14 protein-coding genes are annotated in these 19,086 nt (G+C 68.4%); 9 read left to right on the forward strand and 5 right to left on the reverse strand.

The window, feature by feature from the left end; translation table 11 throughout:
• The first annotated feature begins 142 nt into the window (after positions 1-142).
• Positions 143-682 (forward strand): GNAT family N-acetyltransferase, encoded by a 540-nt coding sequence (locus ACIQPT_RS03035; protein WP_401152056.1) that lies wholly within the window; start codon positions 143-145, stop codon positions 680-682.
• 131 nt (positions 683-813) lie between these two features.
• On the opposite strand, the gene ACIQPT_RS03040 is transcribed toward ACIQPT_RS03035, so the two are convergent.
• Both ACIQPT_RS03040 and ACIQPT_RS03045 read right to left on the reverse strand, forming a co-directional pair.
• Positions 814-1,398 (reverse strand): M15 family metallopeptidase, encoded by a 585-nt coding sequence (locus ACIQPT_RS03040; protein ID WP_401152059.1) that lies wholly within the window; start codon positions 1,396-1,398, stop codon positions 814-816.
• A gap of 609 nt (positions 1,399-2,007) precedes the next feature.
• Positions 2,008-3,003 carry an ROK family protein gene (locus tag ACIQPT_RS03045; RefSeq protein ID WP_244203609.1) on the reverse strand — a complete coding sequence of 332 codons (996 nt, stop codon included), beginning with the start codon at positions 3,001-3,003 and terminating at the stop codon, positions 2,008-2,010.
• A 316-nt stretch (positions 3,004-3,319) separates the two neighbouring features.
• Here ACIQPT_RS03045 and ACIQPT_RS03050 point away from each other — a divergent pair, with 316 nt between their 5' ends.
• The 8 genes from ACIQPT_RS03050 (at position 3,320) to ACIQPT_RS03085 (ending at position 15,011) form a co-directional block, all read left to right on the forward strand.
• Positions 3,320-4,633, forward strand: a complete 1,314-nt coding sequence (locus tag ACIQPT_RS03050) for an ABC transporter substrate-binding protein (protein WP_026241908.1) — start codon at positions 3,320-3,322, stop codon at positions 4,631-4,633.
• Positions 4,634-4,771: 138 nt separating this feature from the next.
• A complete protein-coding gene (locus tag ACIQPT_RS03055; protein WP_018514467.1) occupies positions 4,772-5,737 on the forward strand; it encodes a carbohydrate ABC transporter permease in 966 nt (321 codons plus the stop codon).
• A gap of 8 nt (positions 5,738-5,745) precedes the next feature.
• Positions 5,746-6,612 carry a carbohydrate ABC transporter permease gene (locus tag ACIQPT_RS03060; RefSeq protein WP_043186120.1) on the forward strand — a complete coding sequence of 289 codons (867 nt, stop codon included), beginning with the start codon at positions 5,746-5,748 and terminating at the stop codon, positions 6,610-6,612.
• 47 nt (positions 6,613-6,659) lie between these two features.
• Positions 6,660-9,134: a glycoside hydrolase family 2 protein gene (locus ACIQPT_RS03065; RefSeq protein WP_200696769.1), complete on the forward strand. Its 2,475-nt coding sequence runs from the start codon at positions 6,660-6,662 to the stop codon at positions 9,132-9,134.
• The gene (locus ACIQPT_RS03070; protein ID WP_026241909.1) at positions 9,127-10,185 is read left to right on the forward strand and encodes a LacI family DNA-binding transcriptional regulator; all 1,059 of its coding nucleotides are present in this window, start codon (positions 9,127-9,129) and stop codon (positions 10,183-10,185) included. Before ACIQPT_RS03065 ends, ACIQPT_RS03070 begins: the two co-directional genes overlap by 8 nt.
• 96 nt (positions 10,186-10,281) lie before the next feature.
• Complete coding sequence (locus tag ACIQPT_RS03075) at positions 10,282-12,825, forward strand: carbohydrate binding domain-containing protein (RefSeq protein ID WP_078846044.1); 2,544 nt, start codon at positions 10,282-10,284, stop codon at positions 12,823-12,825.
• Positions 12,826-13,137: 312 nt separating this feature from the next.
• Positions 13,138-14,334, forward strand: coding sequence for a mannose-6-phosphate isomerase, class I (gene manA / locus ACIQPT_RS03080; RefSeq protein WP_026241910.1), 1,197 nt, complete (start codon positions 13,138-13,140; stop codon positions 14,332-14,334).
• Positions 14,331-15,011 carry an alpha/beta fold hydrolase gene (locus tag ACIQPT_RS03085; RefSeq protein ID WP_030631739.1) on the forward strand — a complete coding sequence of 227 codons (681 nt, stop codon included), beginning with the start codon at positions 14,331-14,333 and terminating at the stop codon, positions 15,009-15,011. Before manA ends, ACIQPT_RS03085 begins: the two co-directional genes overlap by 4 nt.
• Before the next feature lie 14 nt (positions 15,012-15,025).
• On the opposite strand, the gene ACIQPT_RS03090 is transcribed toward ACIQPT_RS03085, so the two are convergent.
• The 3 genes from ACIQPT_RS03090 to ACIQPT_RS03100 all read right to left on the reverse strand — a co-directional run bounded on the left by ACIQPT_RS03090 (position 15,026) and on the right by ACIQPT_RS03100 (position 19,057).
• Entirely contained in the window at positions 15,026-16,039 is a 1,014-nt protein-coding gene (locus tag ACIQPT_RS03090) for a glycosyl hydrolase (protein ID WP_069737865.1), read from the reverse strand.
• 658 nt (positions 16,040-16,697) lie between these two features.
• On the reverse strand, positions 16,698-18,227 hold the full coding sequence (locus tag ACIQPT_RS03095; protein ID WP_401152065.1) for a helix-turn-helix domain-containing protein: 1,530 nt from the start codon (positions 18,225-18,227) through the stop codon (positions 16,698-16,700).
• 176 nt (positions 18,228-18,403) lie between these two features.
• Complete coding sequence (locus ACIQPT_RS03100) at positions 18,404-19,057, reverse strand: TMEM175 family protein (RefSeq protein WP_401152067.1); 654 nt, start codon at positions 19,055-19,057, stop codon at positions 18,404-18,406.
• Positions 19,058-19,086: the final 29 nt, after the last annotated feature.

Raw genomic sequence — 19,086 nt, forward strand, 5'->3', positions numbered from 1 at the left:
GATGTTCACGAGAGCGGGAGGTATCCCGCCCCTGGCAGGCGTGGCTTGTGGAGCCAGGCTCCGTTGGTGAGGGGCCCGGGGCCGGTGGCTTGATCGGCCGACGAGTCTTGATCGCTGCCGGTCCTGTTGATTAGCTGGCGACATGACTGATCTTGGACCTGTCGCCTGGCCACCTGCCCCGATCAGGACCGAGAGGCTCGTGCTTCGTGAGCCCGAGGCCCGGGACCGTGCGGCGTTCATCGAGCTGCTTGCCTCGCCAGAGGTGCACACCTACCTCGGCGGCCCCCGCCCGCGTGACGAGCTTGAGCGCGAGATGCCCGGGATACCCGAGCGGTGGCCCGGGAGTTTCGTCGTTGATCTCGACGGAGCGATGATCGGCCAGATCCTGCTCAGGAGAGCACCGGAGCACAGTCGCCCGGCTGCCGCGGGGAAGGTCGATCTCGGCTACATGCTCCTGCCTCGAGCGTGGGGATTCGGGTATGCCGCCGAGGCGTGCGCGGCGGCCCTCGACTGGTTCGACGGCGTCCTTCCCGGCGAGCCGGTGGTGCTCCACACCCAGACCGCCAACGTCGGCTCGATGCGCCTCGCGGCAAAGCTGGGGTTCACCGAGGTAGAGCGGTTCCATGCCTGGGACGCCGAGCAGTGGCTCGGCGTGCGGTCCCCGATCAGTCAGTCCCATTGAGTTCGTGCCCTACAGAACGGATCCACAACTCAACAGCCCTACCGGCACCGAACTTGGCGCTGTTGAAATTCGTGCACATCTCACCAGACGAAGACGACCGGGCGCCGCTCGAAGCGCTGCCTACGGAGACCTCAAGCCTGAACACATGAACTTGACAGGGAACACCATTCCGTCGGGTAGTTGACGAAGCCGGCCGTCGACATGGCGTGGCAGAGGGTGTCACGGTGTGCGCGAGCGGTCCCGCGGATCGACTCCGCGTGGGTATAGCAGGCGCCGTCGCTCTCCTCCGGGGACGCGTTCATCCTCGTTCCCATGTCCACCTCCTGACCGTTCAGGTCGGCGAGGGTGAGGTCCACGGCCGCTCCGGCGCTGTGCGGTGCGATCCGCGGTGGGGAGACGTAGCGGCTCGCGGCCTCGTAAATGAGGCTGTCGCTCCAGTCGGGGTTCGCCCGGCCCAGCTCGGTGGCGTATTCCTGGAAGTAGGCGCGCTGGAGAGCGGGAGGCCGGTAGCCCTCGACGATGAGCAGGCGAAGCCCCGACGGCAGGACCTGCTGGGCCCGCTGGAGGCGGTCGACGAGGCCGTGTCGCAGGTGCGCGTAGTGGCCATCCGGGTCGTGCTTGCGGCCATCGACGAGGAACAGGCCGGACGCCCGGGTGTCGACGAGCTCCTCGCCACAGTCCTGGACGGGTATTGCGGCGACTCGGGGGTCGGACATCAGTACGGTCTTCAATGGCGTCTCCTCAGGGATGAGCGGGCGCTCCGGCGGCCGGCTTCCCGCAAGCGGCGGCGGCGCCGCCGAAGAACACCAGGGCGACGATGCCGAGTGCCACCGACAGGCGAAGGGGAGGTCGGGGCTCTCCACCCGCACCTTCTTCTCCGGGACTGTTCATGGACGCGTACCTGTCGTCCTTCCTGCGGTGTGGCGGCCACCGATCGTAACCAGTGGCCGCCACACCGCAGGACGGCGGAGCGGGATGCCGCACCGGGACGGAGACTCCCGGCCCCGGGCGGGACGTCGCTCCGGAGAATTCCGGGACGAGCGGCCCTGCGGTCCGGCCCGCTCAGATGTCCCGGAAGAGACCAGCCAGCGCGGTGACCAGCCCCGATGAGGGGCCGTTGGCGCCGACCTGCGCAAATGGTGAAGAAAGTTCGACCTGCGGCTTCTGTAGCGGGGTGGTTTCTCGTCCTGTTTCTCCGCGTCTAGGTGCACCTTGCCGAGTGGCTGACGAACGTATTGATCTGAGGTCATGTGGACGGCGCCCTGGATGGAGGTCTGGGCGCCGGTCGAGACCGGAGGGGCCCGAGGAGTTCTGTGTGGCCCCGTCTACCGACTGCCATGGCCGAGCATGACCGGAACGGCTGAATCTCCCGCCGATGCCAGCACCGCGGCGCCGACCAGACCGGCGTCGGGCCCCAGTTCGGCGGGCACGACGCGCAGCTCCTTCAGGAACGGCATCGCCGCGTAGCGTCGAAGGTGGCGAGCGAGCGGTTCGAAGAACACCTCGCCAGCCTGGGCGACACCGCCCCCGACGACGGCGATGTCGATCTCGATCAGCGCCGCCGTGGCGGCAATGCCCGCTGCCAGTGCCCGGGTCGCCCGGTCGAAAGCGTCGATGGCGGCTGCTTCGCCGGCTTGAGCCGACGCCGCAACTCCTGCGGTGTCCGCTGTCAGAGGTGCTTGCCAGCCGAGGGCAAGCGCGTGGCGGGTGATGGCCGTGCCGCTGGCGATGGCTTCCAGGCAGCCTCTCGCTCCGCAGAGGCATGCTTCACCGTCGAAGTCGATGCTGATGTGGCCGAGGTGACCGGCGTTGCCCGTGAGCCCGTGGTGCACGCTGCCGTTGAGTACCAGGCCGGCACCTACACCCGTCGACACCACAAGGCACAGGGCGTTCCTGTGTCCGCGTGCCGCGCCGTGACGGTGCTCGGCAGCGGTCATCGCCACTGCGTCACCCGCCAGCGTTACTTGCCGTTGGCCCACATCTGGATGCCTCGCGACGGATTCGGCGAGGGGAAAGTTCCTCCAGGCGGGAATGTTGACAGGACTCACGGTCCCGTGTGCCAGGTCGATCGGCCCCGCGCTACCGATGCCCACGGCCCCAACCCTCTCCCACAGAGGGCTGGCGGCCAGGGAGCCCAGCACGTCGTAGACCGCACCGAGGAGTACGTCGGCGGATCCCCGAGCCGGGGTGGTGCGGCGTGCACGGTGAATCAGAACGCCATCCTGGTCGACCAGGGCGCCGGCAATTTTGGTTCCGCCGATATCGAGAGCGGCGATCAGGCCAGCGTTCGGGAGTGGAATCTTCGACTGTCGACTACTCACAGTAATACCCCTCTGTTTAGGTGCGTCATGTGTGACTCGGTGAGCGCGCCACATCACATCACCGTCTGACAACGTTGTCCAGATGTCGCCGAAGTGGCGCCGGCCGGTGAGTTCAAGAGGCGATTGATTTAGTCAAGGTTTAGTAAAGTTGCTGTTCAGCGCCTTGTCGAGGCGCTGAAATCCGGGTGGACCGGTCTATGGACATTGCCTCCGGGTTACGTCTACGTTGAGCGCTCATCAGGCCCCGGGCGGCTGGAGTCCCGGCGGCTCCCCTCAGGGCTTGGTGCCGGTAGTCGTGCAGCGAGGGGTGGAGGAAATGCGCAGAGCAGGTGTGGTTCTGGTGGCAGCGATCTTGGTTGCCGTCACGGCGTGTAGTGGCCAGGAGGATGCGGCGAGTGGCGAGATCGCGGCTCCGCCGAGCGATCCCGCGAAGGTGTCGGGCGGCATCACGGTCCTGACGAACAGGACGGACCAGATCGCTGACGGCTCGTTGAAGAAGTACGCGGCCGAGTTCAACAAGATCTACCCGGGCGTGAAGGTCAAGTTCGAAGGGCTGACCGACTACGAGGGCGAGACCAAGATCCGGATGAACACCGAGAACTACGGTGACGTCCTCCTGATCCCCAACTCCCTCTCCGTCGAGCAGTACCCCAACTTCTTTGCCCCGCTCGGCAGTTCCATCAAGCTGTCGGCGGCTTTCGACTACACCGACCACGCGACGGTGGGTGGCAAGGTCTACGGCCTGGCCAACATCGGGGTGGCGAACGGGTTCGTCTACAACAAGGCGGTCTGGGAGAAGGCCGGCATCAAGGACTGGCCCGCCACGCCCGAGGAGTTCGTCGCGGACCTGGCGACGATCAAGGCGAAGACGGACGCCGTCCCGTACTACACGAACTACAAGGACGGCTGGCCCCTCACCAACTGGACCAACGCCATCGGCTCACCCTCCTGTGACTCCGGTTCCTACGACTCCCTGGCGAAGACCAAGGAGCCCTGGAGCAGCGGATCGGATCTCTACGAGATCGACAAGCTCCTCTATACGGTCGTCGAGAAGAAGCTGTCGGAGCCCGACCCGACCACCACCAACTGGGAAGACTCCAAGGCGCAGATCGGATCCGGCAAGATCGCATCGATGTGGCTGGGGTCCTGGGCGATCTCCCAGATGCGGGCGGGAGCGGAGGCTGCCGGGAAGAACCCCGACGACATCGCGTTCATGCCGTTCCCGGCGAAGCGTGACGGGGCGTACTGCTCCGTGCTGCGCCCTGACTACCAGTACGCGGTCAACGCGCACTCCGAGAACAAGGAAGCGGCGCGGGCGTGGCTCGACTGGTACATCACCAAGTCGGGCCAGGCCGCGAGCGAAGGGTCCATCTCCTCGGTCAAGGGCGCTCCGCTGCCGGACACGCTCAAGGCGTTCTCCGACAACGATGTCACGATGATCCCGCAGCGCCAGGAGAACATCGTCGACGTCAACAAGATCGACAAGGCGTCCGAGATCGGCATCACCGCGCAGGGCTACCGGCAGAAGCTGGTCGACGTCGCCCGGGGCGCGGCTGACGGGGACATGGGCAGCTACTTCGGTGAGCTGAACGGCAAGTGGGCCGAGGCACAGCAGGCCCTCGGCGGCTGACCACGTGGCGGCACGGTGAGACCCCGAGCAGGACAGACGTGCTCCGAGCCGACCGGGGAGGGCTCCGTATGAGCAGCTCGCCGTGCCGCCCCTCCCCAGATCCGCCCCGACCGGGAACCCACCACGAGGAACCATGAGATGACCGTTGCCCACAAGCCCCGTACCGGGGGGCCGGCCGCCGGCCGGCGGAGTCCCCTGCCGCCGGAGTCCGCACACGGCCGGCCACGCGCCGGCAGGCGGCGCACGATCACAGCCCTGACCCCCTGGCTCTTCCTGGCCGCACCCCTGACGCTGCTGCTGATGTTCACGTTCCTGCCGGTGGCCGACATGATCGGTTACAGCTTCACCGACTGGGACGGCATCAGCCCCTCGCGCTCCTTCGTGGGCGGGGAGAACTACACCGACCTGGTGACGCGGCCCGCGCGGTTCGAGGTGTTCCTCGTCAGCGGGTTCTACCTGGTGGCCTCGTTCCTCCAGATCGCGCTCGCGCTGTACTTCGCGACGGTCCTGAGTTTCAACACCCGGTTCCGCAACCTGTTCAAGGGCCTGCTGTTCTTCCCCTACTTGATCAACGGGGTGGCGGTCGGATTCGTGTTCCTGTACTTCTTCCAGCCCGACGGCACTCTCGACACGCTGCTGCGGCTGATCGGTGCGGAGGGCAAGCACTTGTGGCTGGGGGACCCGGACCTGGCCAACCCTTCGCTCGCGGGGGTGTCGGTGTGGCGCTTCATGGGCCTGAACATGGTGCTGTTCCTCGGTGCGATCCAGTCCATTCCGCCGTACCTGTACGAGGCGGCCGAGCTGGACGGGGCCAACCGCTGGCAGCAGTTCCGGCACATCATCGCCCCCAGCATCAAGCCGATCATCAGCCTGAGCTTCATCCTCGCCGTTTCCGGGTCCCTGGCCGTCTTCGAGATCCCCTACATCATGACCGGTGGCGCCAACGGCACCGAGACGTTCGTCATCCAGACGGTCAAGCTGGCCTTCCAGTTCGACAAGGTCGGCCTGGCCTCGGCGTCCGCCGTCGTCTTGCTGCTCCTGATCCTGCTGGTCACCTGGGTCCAGCGCCGGCTGTTCCCCGAGGAGAGGGTGGAGCTCTCGTGACCACCGACATGTCCGCCCCGGGACGGCGCAGGGTCAGTGCCGGCCGTTCCGTACCGGCCGCGACTGCTGTCGTCCTGAAGTACCTGTCCCTGCTCGTAGCTTCGGCAGTCGTTCTCGTGCCCCTCATCGTCGTTCTGCTGACCTCGCTCAAGACCGAGTCGGAGGTGGCGAGCAGCGGACCGCTGTCTCTGCCCGGGGACTGGTTCAACTACGCCAACTACGCGACCGCCATCGAGCAGGGCGCGATGCTGAGGGCGTTCGGCAACACGACGCTGATCCTCGTGATCTCCACCGTCGGGACGGTGCTGATCGGCTCGATGACCGCCTATGCCATCGACCGCTTCCAGTTCCGACTCAAGAAGCTGGTGATGGGCCTCTTCCTGCTGGCGACGCTGGTTCCCAGCGTGACCACCCAGGTCGCGACGTTCCAGGTGATCGACGATCTCGGCGCGTTCAACAGCCGGTGGGCGCCCATCCTGCTGTACACCGGCACCGACATCGTCTCGATCTACATCTTCCTGCAGTTCATCCGGTCCATACCCGTCTCCCTGGACGAGGCCGCGCGCATCGACGGCGCCAACTCCTGGACGATCTACCGAAAGATCATCCTCCCGATGCTGCGACCGGCCATCGCCACCGTCGTCATCGTCAAGGGCATCGCGATCTACAACGACTTCTACGTGCCCTTCCTTTACATGCCGGACCCCGAACTCGGCACCATATCCACCGCCTTGTTCAGGTTCAAAGGCCCCTTCGGCGCCCACTGGGAGACCATCTCCGCCGGCACGATCGTCGTGATCGTGCCCACCTTGATCGTCTTCCTGGCGTTGCAGCGCTTCATCTACAGCGGATTCGCGGCCGGTTCCACCAAATGACCTGCCCGCCCGCCCTCGCACCCCGCACTACATCTCAAGGAGTACGCATGAAGGTCCGCACGCCGCTGTCCCAGGGCTGGACGCTGCGCCTGAACACCGATCGCGGCATCCCCGAGGACGCGCCCTCGCAGTTGGCCGGAGCCACCGTGCCGGCGCAGGTGCCCGGATGCGTCCACACCGACCTCATGGCGGCGGATCTGCTGGCCGACCCGTATCTCGACCGCAACGAGTCGGAGGCGGCCTGGGTGGGCCGTGCCGACTGGACCTACGCGACCGGACTGCCCCGACGGGACAGCGCCTTCGAGCGGGCCGAGCTGGTCTTCGACGGGCTGGACACGGTCGCCGCCGTCCACGCTGCCGGGCAGTTGCTGGGGCGTACCCGGAACATGCACCGTTCCTACCGGTTCGACGTCACGGACCTGTTGGGCGATGGCCCGGCCCCGCTCGAAGTCACCTTCACCTCCGCGTACACCGAGGCCGAGGCGGTCCGGGAGGCGCTGGGCCAGCGGCCCAACTCCTATCCCGAGCCGTTCAACTATGTACGTAAAATGGCCTGCTCGTTCGGATGGGACTGGGGGCCCACCCTGGTGACGGCCGGCGTGTGGCGTGAGGCGCGCATCGAGCAGTGGTCCACCGCCCGGCTGGCCGACGTCCGTCCGCAGGCCACCGTCGCGGGTGACGGGAGCGGCGTCGTCGAGATCACCGTCGACCTTGACCGCACGACGACCGGCCGGAACCGGCCACTGCGTCTGGTGGCCACGGTCGGAGACAGTTCCTCGGACATCACCGTCGCGCCCGGATCCAGGAGCGCCACGGTTACCGTAGGGACCCCGGACGTGAAGCTGTGGTGGCCGCGCGGCTACGGCGACCAGCCACTGTACGAGTGCACCATCGTGCTGGAGGACGGCGACGACGGTCACGCCCTGGATACGTGGGAGCGACGCATAGGCTTCCGCACGATTGAACTCGACACGTCCCAGGACGCGCACGGAAGCGCCTTCACCCTGGTCGTGAACGGCACTCCGGTCTTCGCCCGAGGAGTGAACTGGATACCCGACGACGTCTTTCCCACCCGCGTGACCGTCGACCGCTACCGCACCCGCCTCACCCAGGCCGCAGACGCGGGAGTGGACCTGGTACGGGTGTGGGGCGGTGGGATCTACGAGGACCGGGCCTTCTACGACGCCTGTGACGAACTGGGCCTGATGGTCTGGCAGGACTTCCTCTTCGCCTGCGCCGCCTACCCTGAGGAGCAGCCACTGCGCTCCGAGATCGAGGCCGAGGCCCGGGAGAACGTGTCCCGGCTGATGTCCCACCCCTCGCTGGTGCTGTGGAACGGCAACAACGAGAACCTCTGGGGCTTCGCCGACTGGGATTGGGAGCAGGAGCTCGCCGGAGCGTCCTGGGGGGAGGGCTACTACCTGGGCCTGCTTCCCCGCATCGTGGCGCAGACGGACCCGACGCGGCCCTACTGGGCGGGTAGCCCCTGGTCCGGGTCGTGGAACCACACTCCGAACGATCCCGACCACGGCACCACCCACTCGTGGGAGGTGTGGAACCGCCGTGACTACAGCGACTACCTCAACACGGTGCCCCGCTTCATGGCGGAGTTCGGCTGGCAGGCCCCGCCGGCCCACGCGACTCTGGAACGCGCCCTGTCCGAGAGGCCGCTGACCGCCGATTCGCCCGCCATGCTGCACCACCAGAAGGCGGAGGACGGCAACGGCAAGCTGAACCGAGGGCTCGACCACCACTTCGCCCCGCCGGCCGACTTCGACACCTGGCACTACCTGACCCAACTGAACCAGGCGCGTGCGGTCGCCACCGGGGTGGAGCACTGGCGCTCCCACTGGCCCCGATGCGCCGGCACGGTGCTGTGGCAGCTCAACGACTGCTGGCCGGTGACCTCCTGGGCGGCGATCGACGGTGACGCCCGGCTCAAGCCGCTGTACTTCGAGATGCGCCGTCTGTACGCCGACCGGTTGCTGACACTCCAGCTCCGGGACGACGCGCTGGTCGTCGCGGGCTGCAACCAGGGCGCCGCCACGTGGGACACCACCGTCACGGTCCGGCGGATGGACGCGGACGGAACGCTGCTGGCAAGCGCCGAGGTCACGCTCAAGGCCGCGGGTAACAGCGTGGCCCTGGAAGGGCTGCCCCGTACGGTCACCGAGTTCGGCGACGCGCGCCGGGAGTTCCTCGTCGCCGATGCGGACGGCTCGCGCGCCGTGCACTTCGCCTGCGCCGACCGTGAGTTCGCCTATCCGGCCGCCTCCTACGACGTCCGGGTGAGCGAGGAGAGCGGAAACGGTGTCGCGGTCACGGTCACCGCCACCGGGTTGGTACGGGACCTGGTGCTGCAGGCGGACCGGCTGGCCCCGGACGCAGGCACCGATCACGGGCGGGTCACCCTGCTGCCCGGCGAGACTTTCACCTGGCATGTCACCGGCTGGGAGCACCCCACCACGGAGGTCGCGGGCGGCGCGCTGTTCTGCGTCAACGGGACGGCCGGCCGTGAGTGAGACACCTGTACGCCGGTCCGGGCGCGTCACCATCAATGATGTGGCCGCCCGGGCCGGGGTGTCGCGAGGAGCGGTGTCCCTGGCGTTCAACAACCGGCCCGGTGTCTCGGAAGCCACGCGTGAACGCATCATGGAGGCGGTCACCGAGCTGGGCTGGGTGCCGAGCCAGACCGCGATCAAGCTGTCCGGATCCGCTACCGGAGCCGCGGACACCGTCGGCCTGGTCATCGCCCGGCCGGCGCGGCAGCTCGGGCTGGAGCCCTTCTACATGGAGTTCATCTCCGGGGCCGAGTCCGTCCTCGAGGAACACCGGTGCTCCCTGCTCCTGCACCTGGTGCGCGACGTCACTCAGGAGATAGCCGTCCACCGCGAGTGGTGGCAGTCCCGCCGGATCGCCGGGTCCATCCTGGTCGACATCCAGCAGAACGATCCCCGGGTCACCGAACTGGCGGCGATCGGGTTGCCGGCCGTCGCGGTCGGCCACCCCTCGCTGACCGGCGGGTTCACCTCGGTGTGGACCGATGACGAGGCCGCCGTGCATGAGGCGGTGCGCTACCTCGCTGCCCTCGGGCACCGACGGATCGCGCGCGTGGGCGGCCATCCGTCGCTCGGCCACACCATCATCCGCACCGCCGCGCTCAACTCGATCGTGGCCGAACTCGGACTGGAGCCGGCCCGCAGCGTCACCACCGACTACTCGGGGGAGCAGGGCGCCCGGGCGACCCGATCGCTGCTGGCCTCCCCGCACCGCCCCACAGCCATCGTCTACGACAACGACATCATGGCCGTCGCGGGTCTGTCCGTCGCCGCCGAGATGGGGCTGGACGTACCGAGGGACGTCAGCCTGATCGCCTGGGACGACTCGCAACTGTGCCAGCTCACGCATCCCACCCTCTCGGCCATGAGCCATGACGTGTTCGGCTTCGGCGCCGACGTGACCCGTCGGCTGTTCGACGTCGTCCACCGTCGCGATCTGTCGTCCGGCCCGGCCGCTCCGCCGGTACTGCTGCCCCGCGGCAGCAGCGCGCCCCCGCGGCGACCCAACGACTGACGACAGCCAAGGCAGCGCCCGGGCCGGAGACCACCTCCGGACCGGGCCGGCTTGCCGCCGCCTCCCAGCCCCCCTGAGCCGAAAGGCAGGTTCGCCATGCCCCGACACCGCCGAAGAACCCTTGCCGCCCTCCTGACGGTCGGTGCTCTCGTCACCGCCGCCGTCGCATCGTCCCCCGCCACTGCTGATCCGCCGACCCGGACCGCAGACACCTTCGTGGAGCGCGAGGGGACCACACTGACACTGCAGGGGGAGCCGTTCCGTTTCGCGGGCACCAACCTGTACTGGCTCGGCCTGGACGAGAACGTGGGCGGGGTCGACCACCCCACCTACTTCCGTATCGACGACGCGCTCAAGACGGCACGGGTCATGAACGCCACCGTGGTCCGCTCACACACGCTCGGCACATCGCTGGGCTGTGTCCCCTGTATCCAGCCGGAACCCGGTGAGTTCAACGAGGACGCGTTCGCTCCCATCGATTACGCCATCGCGCGGGCCCGTGCCTACGGACTGCGGCTGATCGTCCCGCTCACTGACCAGTGGGACTACTACCACGGCGGTTACCCCACCATGGCGAAATGGCTTGGGCTCCAGGACCCGGAAGACTTCTACGCGGACCCCCGAGCCAAGGCCGCGTACAAGGAGTACAGCCGGCAGGTACTCAACCACCGCAACCCGTATACCGGCCTGCGCTACAAAGACGACCCCACCATCATGTCGTGGGAGCTCGGCAACGAACTGAACGGCATGACCCGTGACTGGGTCGACGAGATGGGGGCGTACCTAGGGAAGCTGGCACCTCGGCAACTCATCTCCGCCGGACGCCAGCAGGGAGTCGACACCTCAGCTCTCGCGTCGCCCGAGGTCGATATCGTCGATGTCCACTACTACCCGTCCTCGGCCGTCACCATGGCCGCGGACGCAGCGCGCGTCACCGGCCGGGGCAAGGTCTACATAGCCGGGGAGCACGGCTCCGACAGCCTCACCGCCGCCGACGCACTCACCCTCGCGGACGACCCGAACGTCACTGGTGTGCTCTCCTGGTCCCTGTTCGGCCACGCCGACGACCACGGATACGTCCAGCACGACGACGGCTTCACGCTGCACTACCCGGGCGACACCGCCGCGATGCGCACCGACGTCCTCGCCAACGCGGCGCTCGCCAGGATGATCGGCGGGGAACGGCGCCTGCCCGCCCTCCCCGTCACCCCACCGCTGATCACTTCGGTCACCAAGCGGTCCGGTATCAACGAAATAGCCTGGCGCGGCACCGCCGGCGCCCACACCTACCGTGTCCAGCGCTCCGTGCGCGGTGCAAACGGCCCGTGGACAACACTCACCACGACCCCGGTAGGCGATATCGACACGCCGTGGCTCGACGCCACGACTCCACGGACCCAGGCGTCGTACCGGGTGAGCGCACTCGACCGGGCCGGACGCACCCTCGCCACATCTGTGCCCCTGGGCGCCGGTCCGAGCCAGGACGTCGAGGTGGACACACTCCAGAGCTGGGCACGCATGTCGGCGCACAGCGACAGTCTGCAACGCGAACCCGACGGCGACGGCGTTCGTATCGCGCCCCGGCCCCGCGCCACGGCACACGCCGCATGGAAGGTGGTACGTGCCGAGGCGTTCACCGCACGGTTCGCCAACCGCGCGGGCACAGCCCTGCCGACCGTGCAGGTCACCCGGGACGGAACGACCTGGAAGCAGGTCAAACCCGTCCGGTCCACCACCGGCGGCACCACGACACTGCGGATCGAGCCCCCACGCGGCACCGAGGGTGTACGGCTGGTCTGGGCGGCGGCACCCCGCCCGGCACCCCTGAGCGGCATCACCCTCGTCCGGGAGGCCGCGTCCGTCGCCACCGCCCCACCTGGCGCGTTCCGGCAGAATCCAGGCGACGGCGCGACCGGGGTGCCCGTCGGCGACCCCTTGACCTGGACCGCCTCCGAGAACGCCGCGCACTACGCGGTGGTCCTCTCGACCGAGGCGGATCTGTCCGACCCGGTCATCGATGTCACCGGCCTGCGGACCACCAGCTACCGTCCGCCCGTCAACCTTCGCCCCAACACCACCTATCACCTCCGGGTCACCGCCGTGAACGGCGCCGGTTCCCGGAGCGCCGAAGGCGCTCCCGTCTCCTTCACCACCGGTGCGCTGACCGTCGATGACTTCGAGGGATACCCGGACGGCGCGGCACTGTCCGCGGCCTACGTCCGCAACCCCGGTGGCGGCCCGGTGGCCCTGTCCCTCGACAGCCAGCACGCCGACGGGGAAGGCCACGCCCTGCGCGCCGCTCACGACCCCGGGTCCCCCGGCTACGCGGGCATCATCCGCACTCTGCCCACCGCACAGGACTGGGGCGGCGCGCGCAACCTGCGTCTGTGGGCACGGCCGGACGGCACCGACGGCCGGAGCCTGACCGTCCAGTTCGTCGCCGCCGGTATCTACTGGGAGAAAGAGGTGCCCCTCACCGGCACCGACAGCACGACGATCGACATCCCCCTCGCGGACTTCACCAACCCGCCCTGGGCGACAAAGGGCCCTCTCGACCTGACCCACATCACACAACTGTCCTTCTACTTCAACGGACAGGCCGGCACGACCTGGATCGACTCCATCACGGCCACCGACTGAACCGGTCGACCTGCCGGGCACAACAACCCTGACCCGTGCCCGGCACCCGTGCGCCGCCCTCCCCCGACGAGGGTGGCGCACCCCCCAGCCCCCCCCCCCCCCCCCCCGCGGGCCCCCGGGCCCCCCCCCCCCCCCCCCCCCCCCCCCCGGAGGGGCGGCCCCGAGGGGGACCCACCCCACCCCGCCCACCCACTCACCGGGTCCCCCGGCGGGCCAAACCCCCCCCCCCCCGGCGCCGGCCCCCGGGCCCCCCCCCCCCCCCCGGGGGGGGCCCCACCCCCATGCCCCCGCCCCCTCTCCCCGGAGGACCTCGTGACCGCACCCTCCCTCCTCAGCCCCGCAGTGCGTAACTACCCCTGGGGCTCACGCACCGCGATCCCCGCTCTTCTAGGGCAGCAGCCCGACGGCGAACCGCAGGCCGAACTCTGGTTCGGCGCACACCGCGCCGCCCCATCGCTTCTTCCCGACCGGCCCGGCAGCCCGGACCTGGCAGCCGCCATCACCGCCGACCCGGTCAGGGAGCTGGGGGAGGCGAGCCTGGCCGCTCACGGCCCCGAACTCCCCTTCCTGCTCAAGTTGCTCGCAGCCGAGCGGGCACTGTCGCTGCAGGTGCACCCCACACGCCGGCAGGCGCAGAACGGCCATGACCGAGAGGAAGCGGCGGGAGTGCCGCTCGACGCCCCGCACCGCGCCTTCAAGGACCGCAACCCCAAGCCGGAACTGCTGTGCGCACTCGAGCCGTTCGAGGCGCTCTGCGGCTTCCGGGAGCCGGCCCGCACAGCCGAGCTGCTCGATGCGCTGGCGGTGCCCGAACTCCGCCGCTGGTCAGCCGTTCTTCGTTCGCGGCCTGCGCGCGAAGCCCTCAGCCGCACGCTGCGCGCGGCCCTGTGCGCTCGCGAGCGGCTCGTGCACACCGTGTCCGCAGCCCTGCCCCGGCTGACCGCGTCCCCAGGCCCTTGGAGCAACGCCGGCGCCGCATACACAGCCGTCGCGGAGGACTACCCCGGCGACCCCGGGATTCTCGCAGCACTGCTCCTCAACCACGTCCGTCTCGACGCAGGAGAGGCCCTGTACCTGGGGGCAGGCGTGCCGCATGCCTATCTGCGGGGGGCCGGCGTGGAGATCATGGCCAACTCGGACAACGTGCTGCGCTGCGGCCTGACCGACAAGCACGTCGACATCACGCAGCTGGCCGACATCGTGGACTGCGTTCCGATGGGGCCCGCGATCATGCGGCCCACTCCCACCGGGTTGGCCGGGGAGAGCCAATTCTGTTCTCCGACAGAGGAGTTCGTTCTCTCACGTCTGGAAACCGGAACCGGAGCCGTGAGCGTGACCGATTTCGGGCCCCAGGTGCTGCTCTGCCTCGTCGGCCACGTCCGCCTGACGCCGGGTCCGCCCCTTTCCCGGGGCGCGGCCGCGTTCGTGCCCGCGGGAAGCCCGTGCGAGGTGACCGGCGCGGGGGCGGTGCTCTACCGCGCCCGAGTACCCCTGCGCGCCGCTCCATGAGGCTCGCGACCAGAGTGTGGGGCACCGGCCCCCGCACAGCCGTCCTCGTGCACGGCATCATGACGGACTCACACACGTGGAACCGTGTCGCACCGCCTGTCGCAGACCGCGGTTACCGCGTCATCGCCGTCGACCTGCGTGGTCACGGCGCAAGTGGCCACGGCGCGCCCTACACGCCCGCCGTCCTGGCCGCCGACCTACTCGAAACCGTGCCTCCGGCCCCCGACCTCGGCATCGGCCACTCACTCGGCTCAGCCGCACTGCTGCTTGCCCTGCCCCGATTGCGCTGTGCCCGCGCCATCCACTGCGACCCCGCGTGGGTGAACCGACCCCGGGACCTGGCCGCCCTGCGCGCCGTGAAGTACGCCACCTGGCGGGAGCTGAGGGCCGAGCACCCGCTTTGGCATGACGAGGACATCACCGCCGAGCACCGGGCGCTGACGACGTGGGACCCAGACTCCGTCGACGCCCTGGCCCACCTGCCCGGCCTGCCCACCGCCGCCCCGGCCGTGCCTTCCCTGGTACTGCTCGCCGACCCCAGCGAACGGATTCCACCGGCCCCGGCCGCGACACTGCGCAGCCGGGGCTGGCACACGCGGACGGTGGACGGCGCGGGACACACCGTCCACCGTGACGACCCCACCGGCTTCCTGTACGGGCTGTCCGGATGGCTGTGACCACACCCGACCACTCAGGGGAGGTTGACTTCACCCTGGTTCAGAACGCGGGGATGGAAGTACGCCGCTTGGATCTCGGCGTTGGTATTGTTCCCCCGCAGATGTTCGGACCACATCATGAACCATGCCCACTGCGGCTGACTCTGCAGCATCGCGGCGGTCGGCATCTTGCCGATCTCCCCGATGGCCATGGGCTTCGTCCCGGCGATGTTCCTCATCTGCTGGTAATCGGCGGAACTGGGGTGACTCTTGTACCAGACGTCGAGCGACACGACATCGGCGTACTGATTTCCGGGGTAGTAATTACTCCACCCGCCGGCCGGGTTGTCCTGCACGTTCCACACCCAGATGAGGTTGTCCAGGCCCTTCGTTCCCGTGAGGTAGTCGCGCGTGATCTGGAAGAGCCGAGCACTTCCGTTGGTTCCCGGCCGGTTTCCCCACCAGTTCCACGATTCGTTCATCTCGTGGAACGGTCGGAAGAGCACCGGGACTCCCGCATTCTTCAACTGCTGGAGGTAGGGGACGACCTCGTCCAGACGGCGCTTCCAGGCGTTGTTCAAAGCGCTGCCGTCGGTGAGGATCTGCGAGAATTGCGCGTTCGATATGTTCGACTTCACACCGCCCTCGAACGCGCAGGTGCTTCCACCGGTCGGCGGACAGACGTGCCAGGTCAGGGAGACCAGCGACCCGTTGGCCCACTCGGTCTTCGCCTGATCGACCACGCGTTGGCGGTTCGCCACGTCCGCGGCGTTGAACATCAGGTCCCCGCCCCACAGGCCCGGGTACTGACCGGTGACGTCCTTGACCTGCTGCGTGTACTGCCCGGGAGCCGAAGCGGGCTCCTTGTTGTGCTGTCCGGAAACGATGCTGGTTCCGGAGATGGAGCGCAGATAGTTCACCACGTTCTGCTTGGGGGTCGCGGGAAAGGCCTGCGCGGAATCCGCCGTCGGCCAAACGAATGCTGCCGTGAATACGGCTGCGGCTGTCAAAGCGGAGGTGGCGAAACGTCGTGTCTTTCTCACTGGCATCCCTGCTTTCGTGACGGAGCGGAAATGCTCGACGTCATGAAGGTGGCGGAACCTGCAGTTCTCGTCAACGGTTCGCGTCGCCTCTCATTGCAAGCCGACAACATAATTTACTTAACGTTTCCTAAACGCGTCGCATATTTCGCCGCTTGTCCTCTATGTGGGCTCCGCGTCACGGCGTGAACGTGTGCCGCCATGCATGCTGTCCGTCGGGCACGGAGACTCATCCTCGTCTGCCGTCGCCACCTTCTCGCTCCTGAGACCTGTTCCGAGACCCAGCACATGAAGAGCGCGGCACTCAGAGGCCTTCGCTCGCGGTTCAAAGCCTCACGCACTTGCCCGGGCCGGCGGGAGACACCTTCCCGCCGGGCGGAGGAGGGGCGGCGAGTTGCAGATCACGTCCGCCGGTGCGGTCGGCGTGGCCCGACCTGCATCGGATTTTTGCGAGGCCTATTCGGCGGCAACCTTCCGTAAGGGGTGACGGGTAATCAGCTTTTCCTGGCGTCCAGTCAGTCATTCAAGATCATCTTGCACACGCGTTGCACAAGGTGCTGAAAAGCAACAGTGATCAGCGAAGGGCTACGGAGGCAAGTATTCGCAGGTCAGATGGCATGCTGCGGTGTCGTGCCCCTTGCCGCCAAGGAGCACGACACCCCGCCCGTCAGATGTCCCGGAAGATCTCGATCTGCGCGCCCACCGAGTTGAGCCGCTCGGCCAGATCCTCGTAACCCCGGTTGATCACATAGACGTTGCGGAGTACGGAGGTGCCTTCCGCCGCCATCATGGCCAGCAGCACCACCACGGCGGGCCGCAGTGCGGGCGGGCACATCATCTCGGCGGCGCGCCAGCGGGTCGGGCCCTCGACCAGGACCCGGTGGGGGTCGAGGAGTTGGAGGCGGCCGCCGAGGCGGTTGAGGTCGGTGAGGTAGATCGCGCGGTTGTCGTAGACCCAGTCGTGGATCAGGGTCTGGCCGTGCGCGGCGGCCGCGATCGCCGCGAAGAACGGGACGTTGTCGATGTTGAGGCCGGGGAACGGCATCGGGTGGATCTTGTCGATCGGGGCCTCCAGCTTGGAGGGCCGCACGGTCAGGTCCACCAGGCGGGTGCGTGCGTTGTCGGCGGCGTACTCCGGGGTGCGGTCGCAGTCGACGCCCATCTCCTCCAGGACCGCGAGTTCGATCTCCAGGAACTCGATCGGCACCCGGCGGATGGTGAGTTCGGACTCGGTCACCACCGCGGCGGCCAGCAGGCTCATCGCCTCGACCGGGTCCTCGGACGGGGAGTAGTCCACGTCCACGTCGATTTGCGGGACCCCGTGCACGGTGAGCGTGGTCGTGCCGACCCCGTCGACCCGTACGCCCAGCGCCTCCAGGAAGAAGCACAGGTCCTGGACCATGTAGTTGGACGAGGCGTTGCGGATGACGGTCGTGCCGTCGTGGCGGGCGGCGGCCAGCAGGGCGTTCTCGGTGACGGTGTCGCCGCGCTCGGTCAGCACGATGGGGCGGCCGGGGGAGACGGAGCGGTCCACCTGTGCGTGGTACAGGCCTTCCGTGGCGGCGATCTCCAGGCCGAACCGGCGCAGCGCGATCATGTGCGGCTCGATCGTGCGGGTGCCCAGGTCGCAGCCGCCCGCGTACGGCAGGGTGAACTGCTCCATCCGGTGCAGCAGCGGGCCCAGGAACATGATGATCGAGCGGGTGCGGCGCGCGGCGTCGGCGTCGATCGCCTCCAGGTCCAGCTGCGCGGGCGGCACGATCTCCAGGTCCACGCCGTCGTTGACCCAGCGGGTGCGCACCCCGATGGAGTTCAGCACCTCCAGGAGCCGGAACACCTCTTCGATCCTGGCCACCCGGCGCAGGACCGTACGGCCCTTGTTGAGGAGCGAGGCGCACAGCAGCGCGACGCAGGCGTTCTTGCTGGTCTTGACGTCGATGGCCCCGGAGAGCCGGCGGCCGCCGACGACCCGAAGATGCATGGGCCCGGCGTAACCGAGCGACACGATCTCGCTGTCGAGGGCTTCTCCGATGCGGGCGATCATCTCAAGGCTGATGTTCTGGTTGCCGCGCTCGATGCGGTTGACGGCGCTCTGGCTCGTGGCGAGCGCCTCGGCCAGCTGGGACTGTGTCCAGCCCCGATGCTGACGGGCGTCACGGATGAGCTTGCCGATGCGTACGAGGTAGTCATCTGACATGGCGGCAGGTTATCTCAGATATGAGATGAGGATGATGTGGGGGTGTGCCGTTCGAGTGACGGGTGTGTACCGGCTCCGCGTACGCCCGGTCCCTCCCATCGTTCCCCGCGCGGGGGTGAAGTGCGCGCCCTGTGCGCCCGTACGGGGTCGTGGGGCGACGCCGTACGCCTCGGCCCTCAGCCCGCTCTGCCGTGCCGGCGTGCGGTGGCGCGTTTCCGGTGGGCGAGGGCGAGCTTGACCGGGACGAGAGCGAGCCAGCACCACATCGCCGCGACGGGGGAGACGAGGTAGGCGACCGGCACCGTCGCGGCGAAGAGCGCCGCGGTCGAGGCCAGGTCGGCGGTGACCGCCCGGCCCACGTCGCCCCGGGCGGCATCCGGCGTGCTCCCGGCCGCCCTCCTGCCGGTCAGGAACATCGCCAGCTCCAGCAGGTTCGTGACGGCGACCATGCCCCCGTACACGGCCACGGTCAGCGGGCGCTCGGCGTACTCGGAGAGCAGCGCGGTCGGGAACGGCACAAGAGCGATGGCGCCGAGCCACATCAGCGCGAACCACAGCGACACGCCCTCGAAGCGCGGGACCAGGCGCACGATCAACCGGTGGTCGCGCCAGAACCCGGCCAGGATCGTGAAGCTCAGGGCGTACGCGCCGAGGTCCGGCAGCGCCTGCCGCACCGCATCGGTGAACTCGTCCTTGTCCAGGCCCGGTTCGATGTGGAGGTCCAGGACCAACAGGGTCATCGCGATGGCGAAGATCCCGTCGGACAAGGCCGTCAGGCGGTCCGCGCTCTTCTCGTCGGCCTGCTCGGCGGCGGCTCGGTCACTGATCATCCGCCTCAGGGTGAGGGGGAGAGGCGGCT

The organism is Streptomyces sp. NPDC091289, assembly GCF_044757365.1.
Taxonomy (GTDB): Bacteria; Actinomycetota; Actinomycetes; order Streptomycetales; family Streptomycetaceae; genus Streptomyces.

Bases quoted from the DNA above. Each gene is read 5' to 3' on its own strand.
- ACIQPT_RS03065 (WP_200696769.1), top strand. From the start codon at position 6,660: ATGAAGGTCCGCACGCCGCTGTCCCAGGGCTGGACGCTGCGCCTGAAC.
- ACIQPT_RS03095 (WP_401152065.1), bottom strand. From the start codon at position 18,227: ATGTCAGATGACTACCTCGTACGCATCGGCAAGCTCATCCGTGACGCC.
- ACIQPT_RS03075 (WP_078846044.1), top strand. From the start codon at position 10,282: ATGCCCCGACACCGCCGAAGAACCCTTGCCGCCCTCCTGACGGTCGGT.
- ACIQPT_RS03035 (WP_401152056.1), top strand. From the start codon at position 143: ATGACTGATCTTGGACCTGTCGCCTGGCCACCTGCCCCGATCAGGACC.
- ACIQPT_RS03040 (WP_401152059.1), bottom strand. From the start codon at position 1,398: ATGTCCGACCCCCGAGTCGCCGCAATACCCGTCCAGGACTGTGGCGAG.
- ACIQPT_RS03050 (WP_026241908.1), top strand. From the start codon at position 3,320: ATGCGCAGAGCAGGTGTGGTTCTGGTGGCAGCGATCTTGGTTGCCGTC.
- ACIQPT_RS03100 (WP_401152067.1), bottom strand. From the start codon at position 19,057: ATGATCAGTGACCGAGCCGCCGCCGAGCAGGCCGACGAGAAGAGCGCG.
- ACIQPT_RS03055 (WP_018514467.1), top strand. From the start codon at position 4,772: ATGACCGTTGCCCACAAGCCCCGTACCGGGGGGCCGGCCGCCGGCCGG.
- ACIQPT_RS03060 (WP_043186120.1), top strand. From the start codon at position 5,746: ATGTCCGCCCCGGGACGGCGCAGGGTCAGTGCCGGCCGTTCCGTACCG.
- ACIQPT_RS03085 (WP_030631739.1), top strand. From the start codon at position 14,331: ATGAGGCTCGCGACCAGAGTGTGGGGCACCGGCCCCCGCACAGCCGTC.
- ACIQPT_RS03090 (WP_069737865.1), bottom strand. From the start codon at position 16,039: ATGCCAGTGAGAAAGACACGACGTTTCGCCACCTCCGCTTTGACAGCC.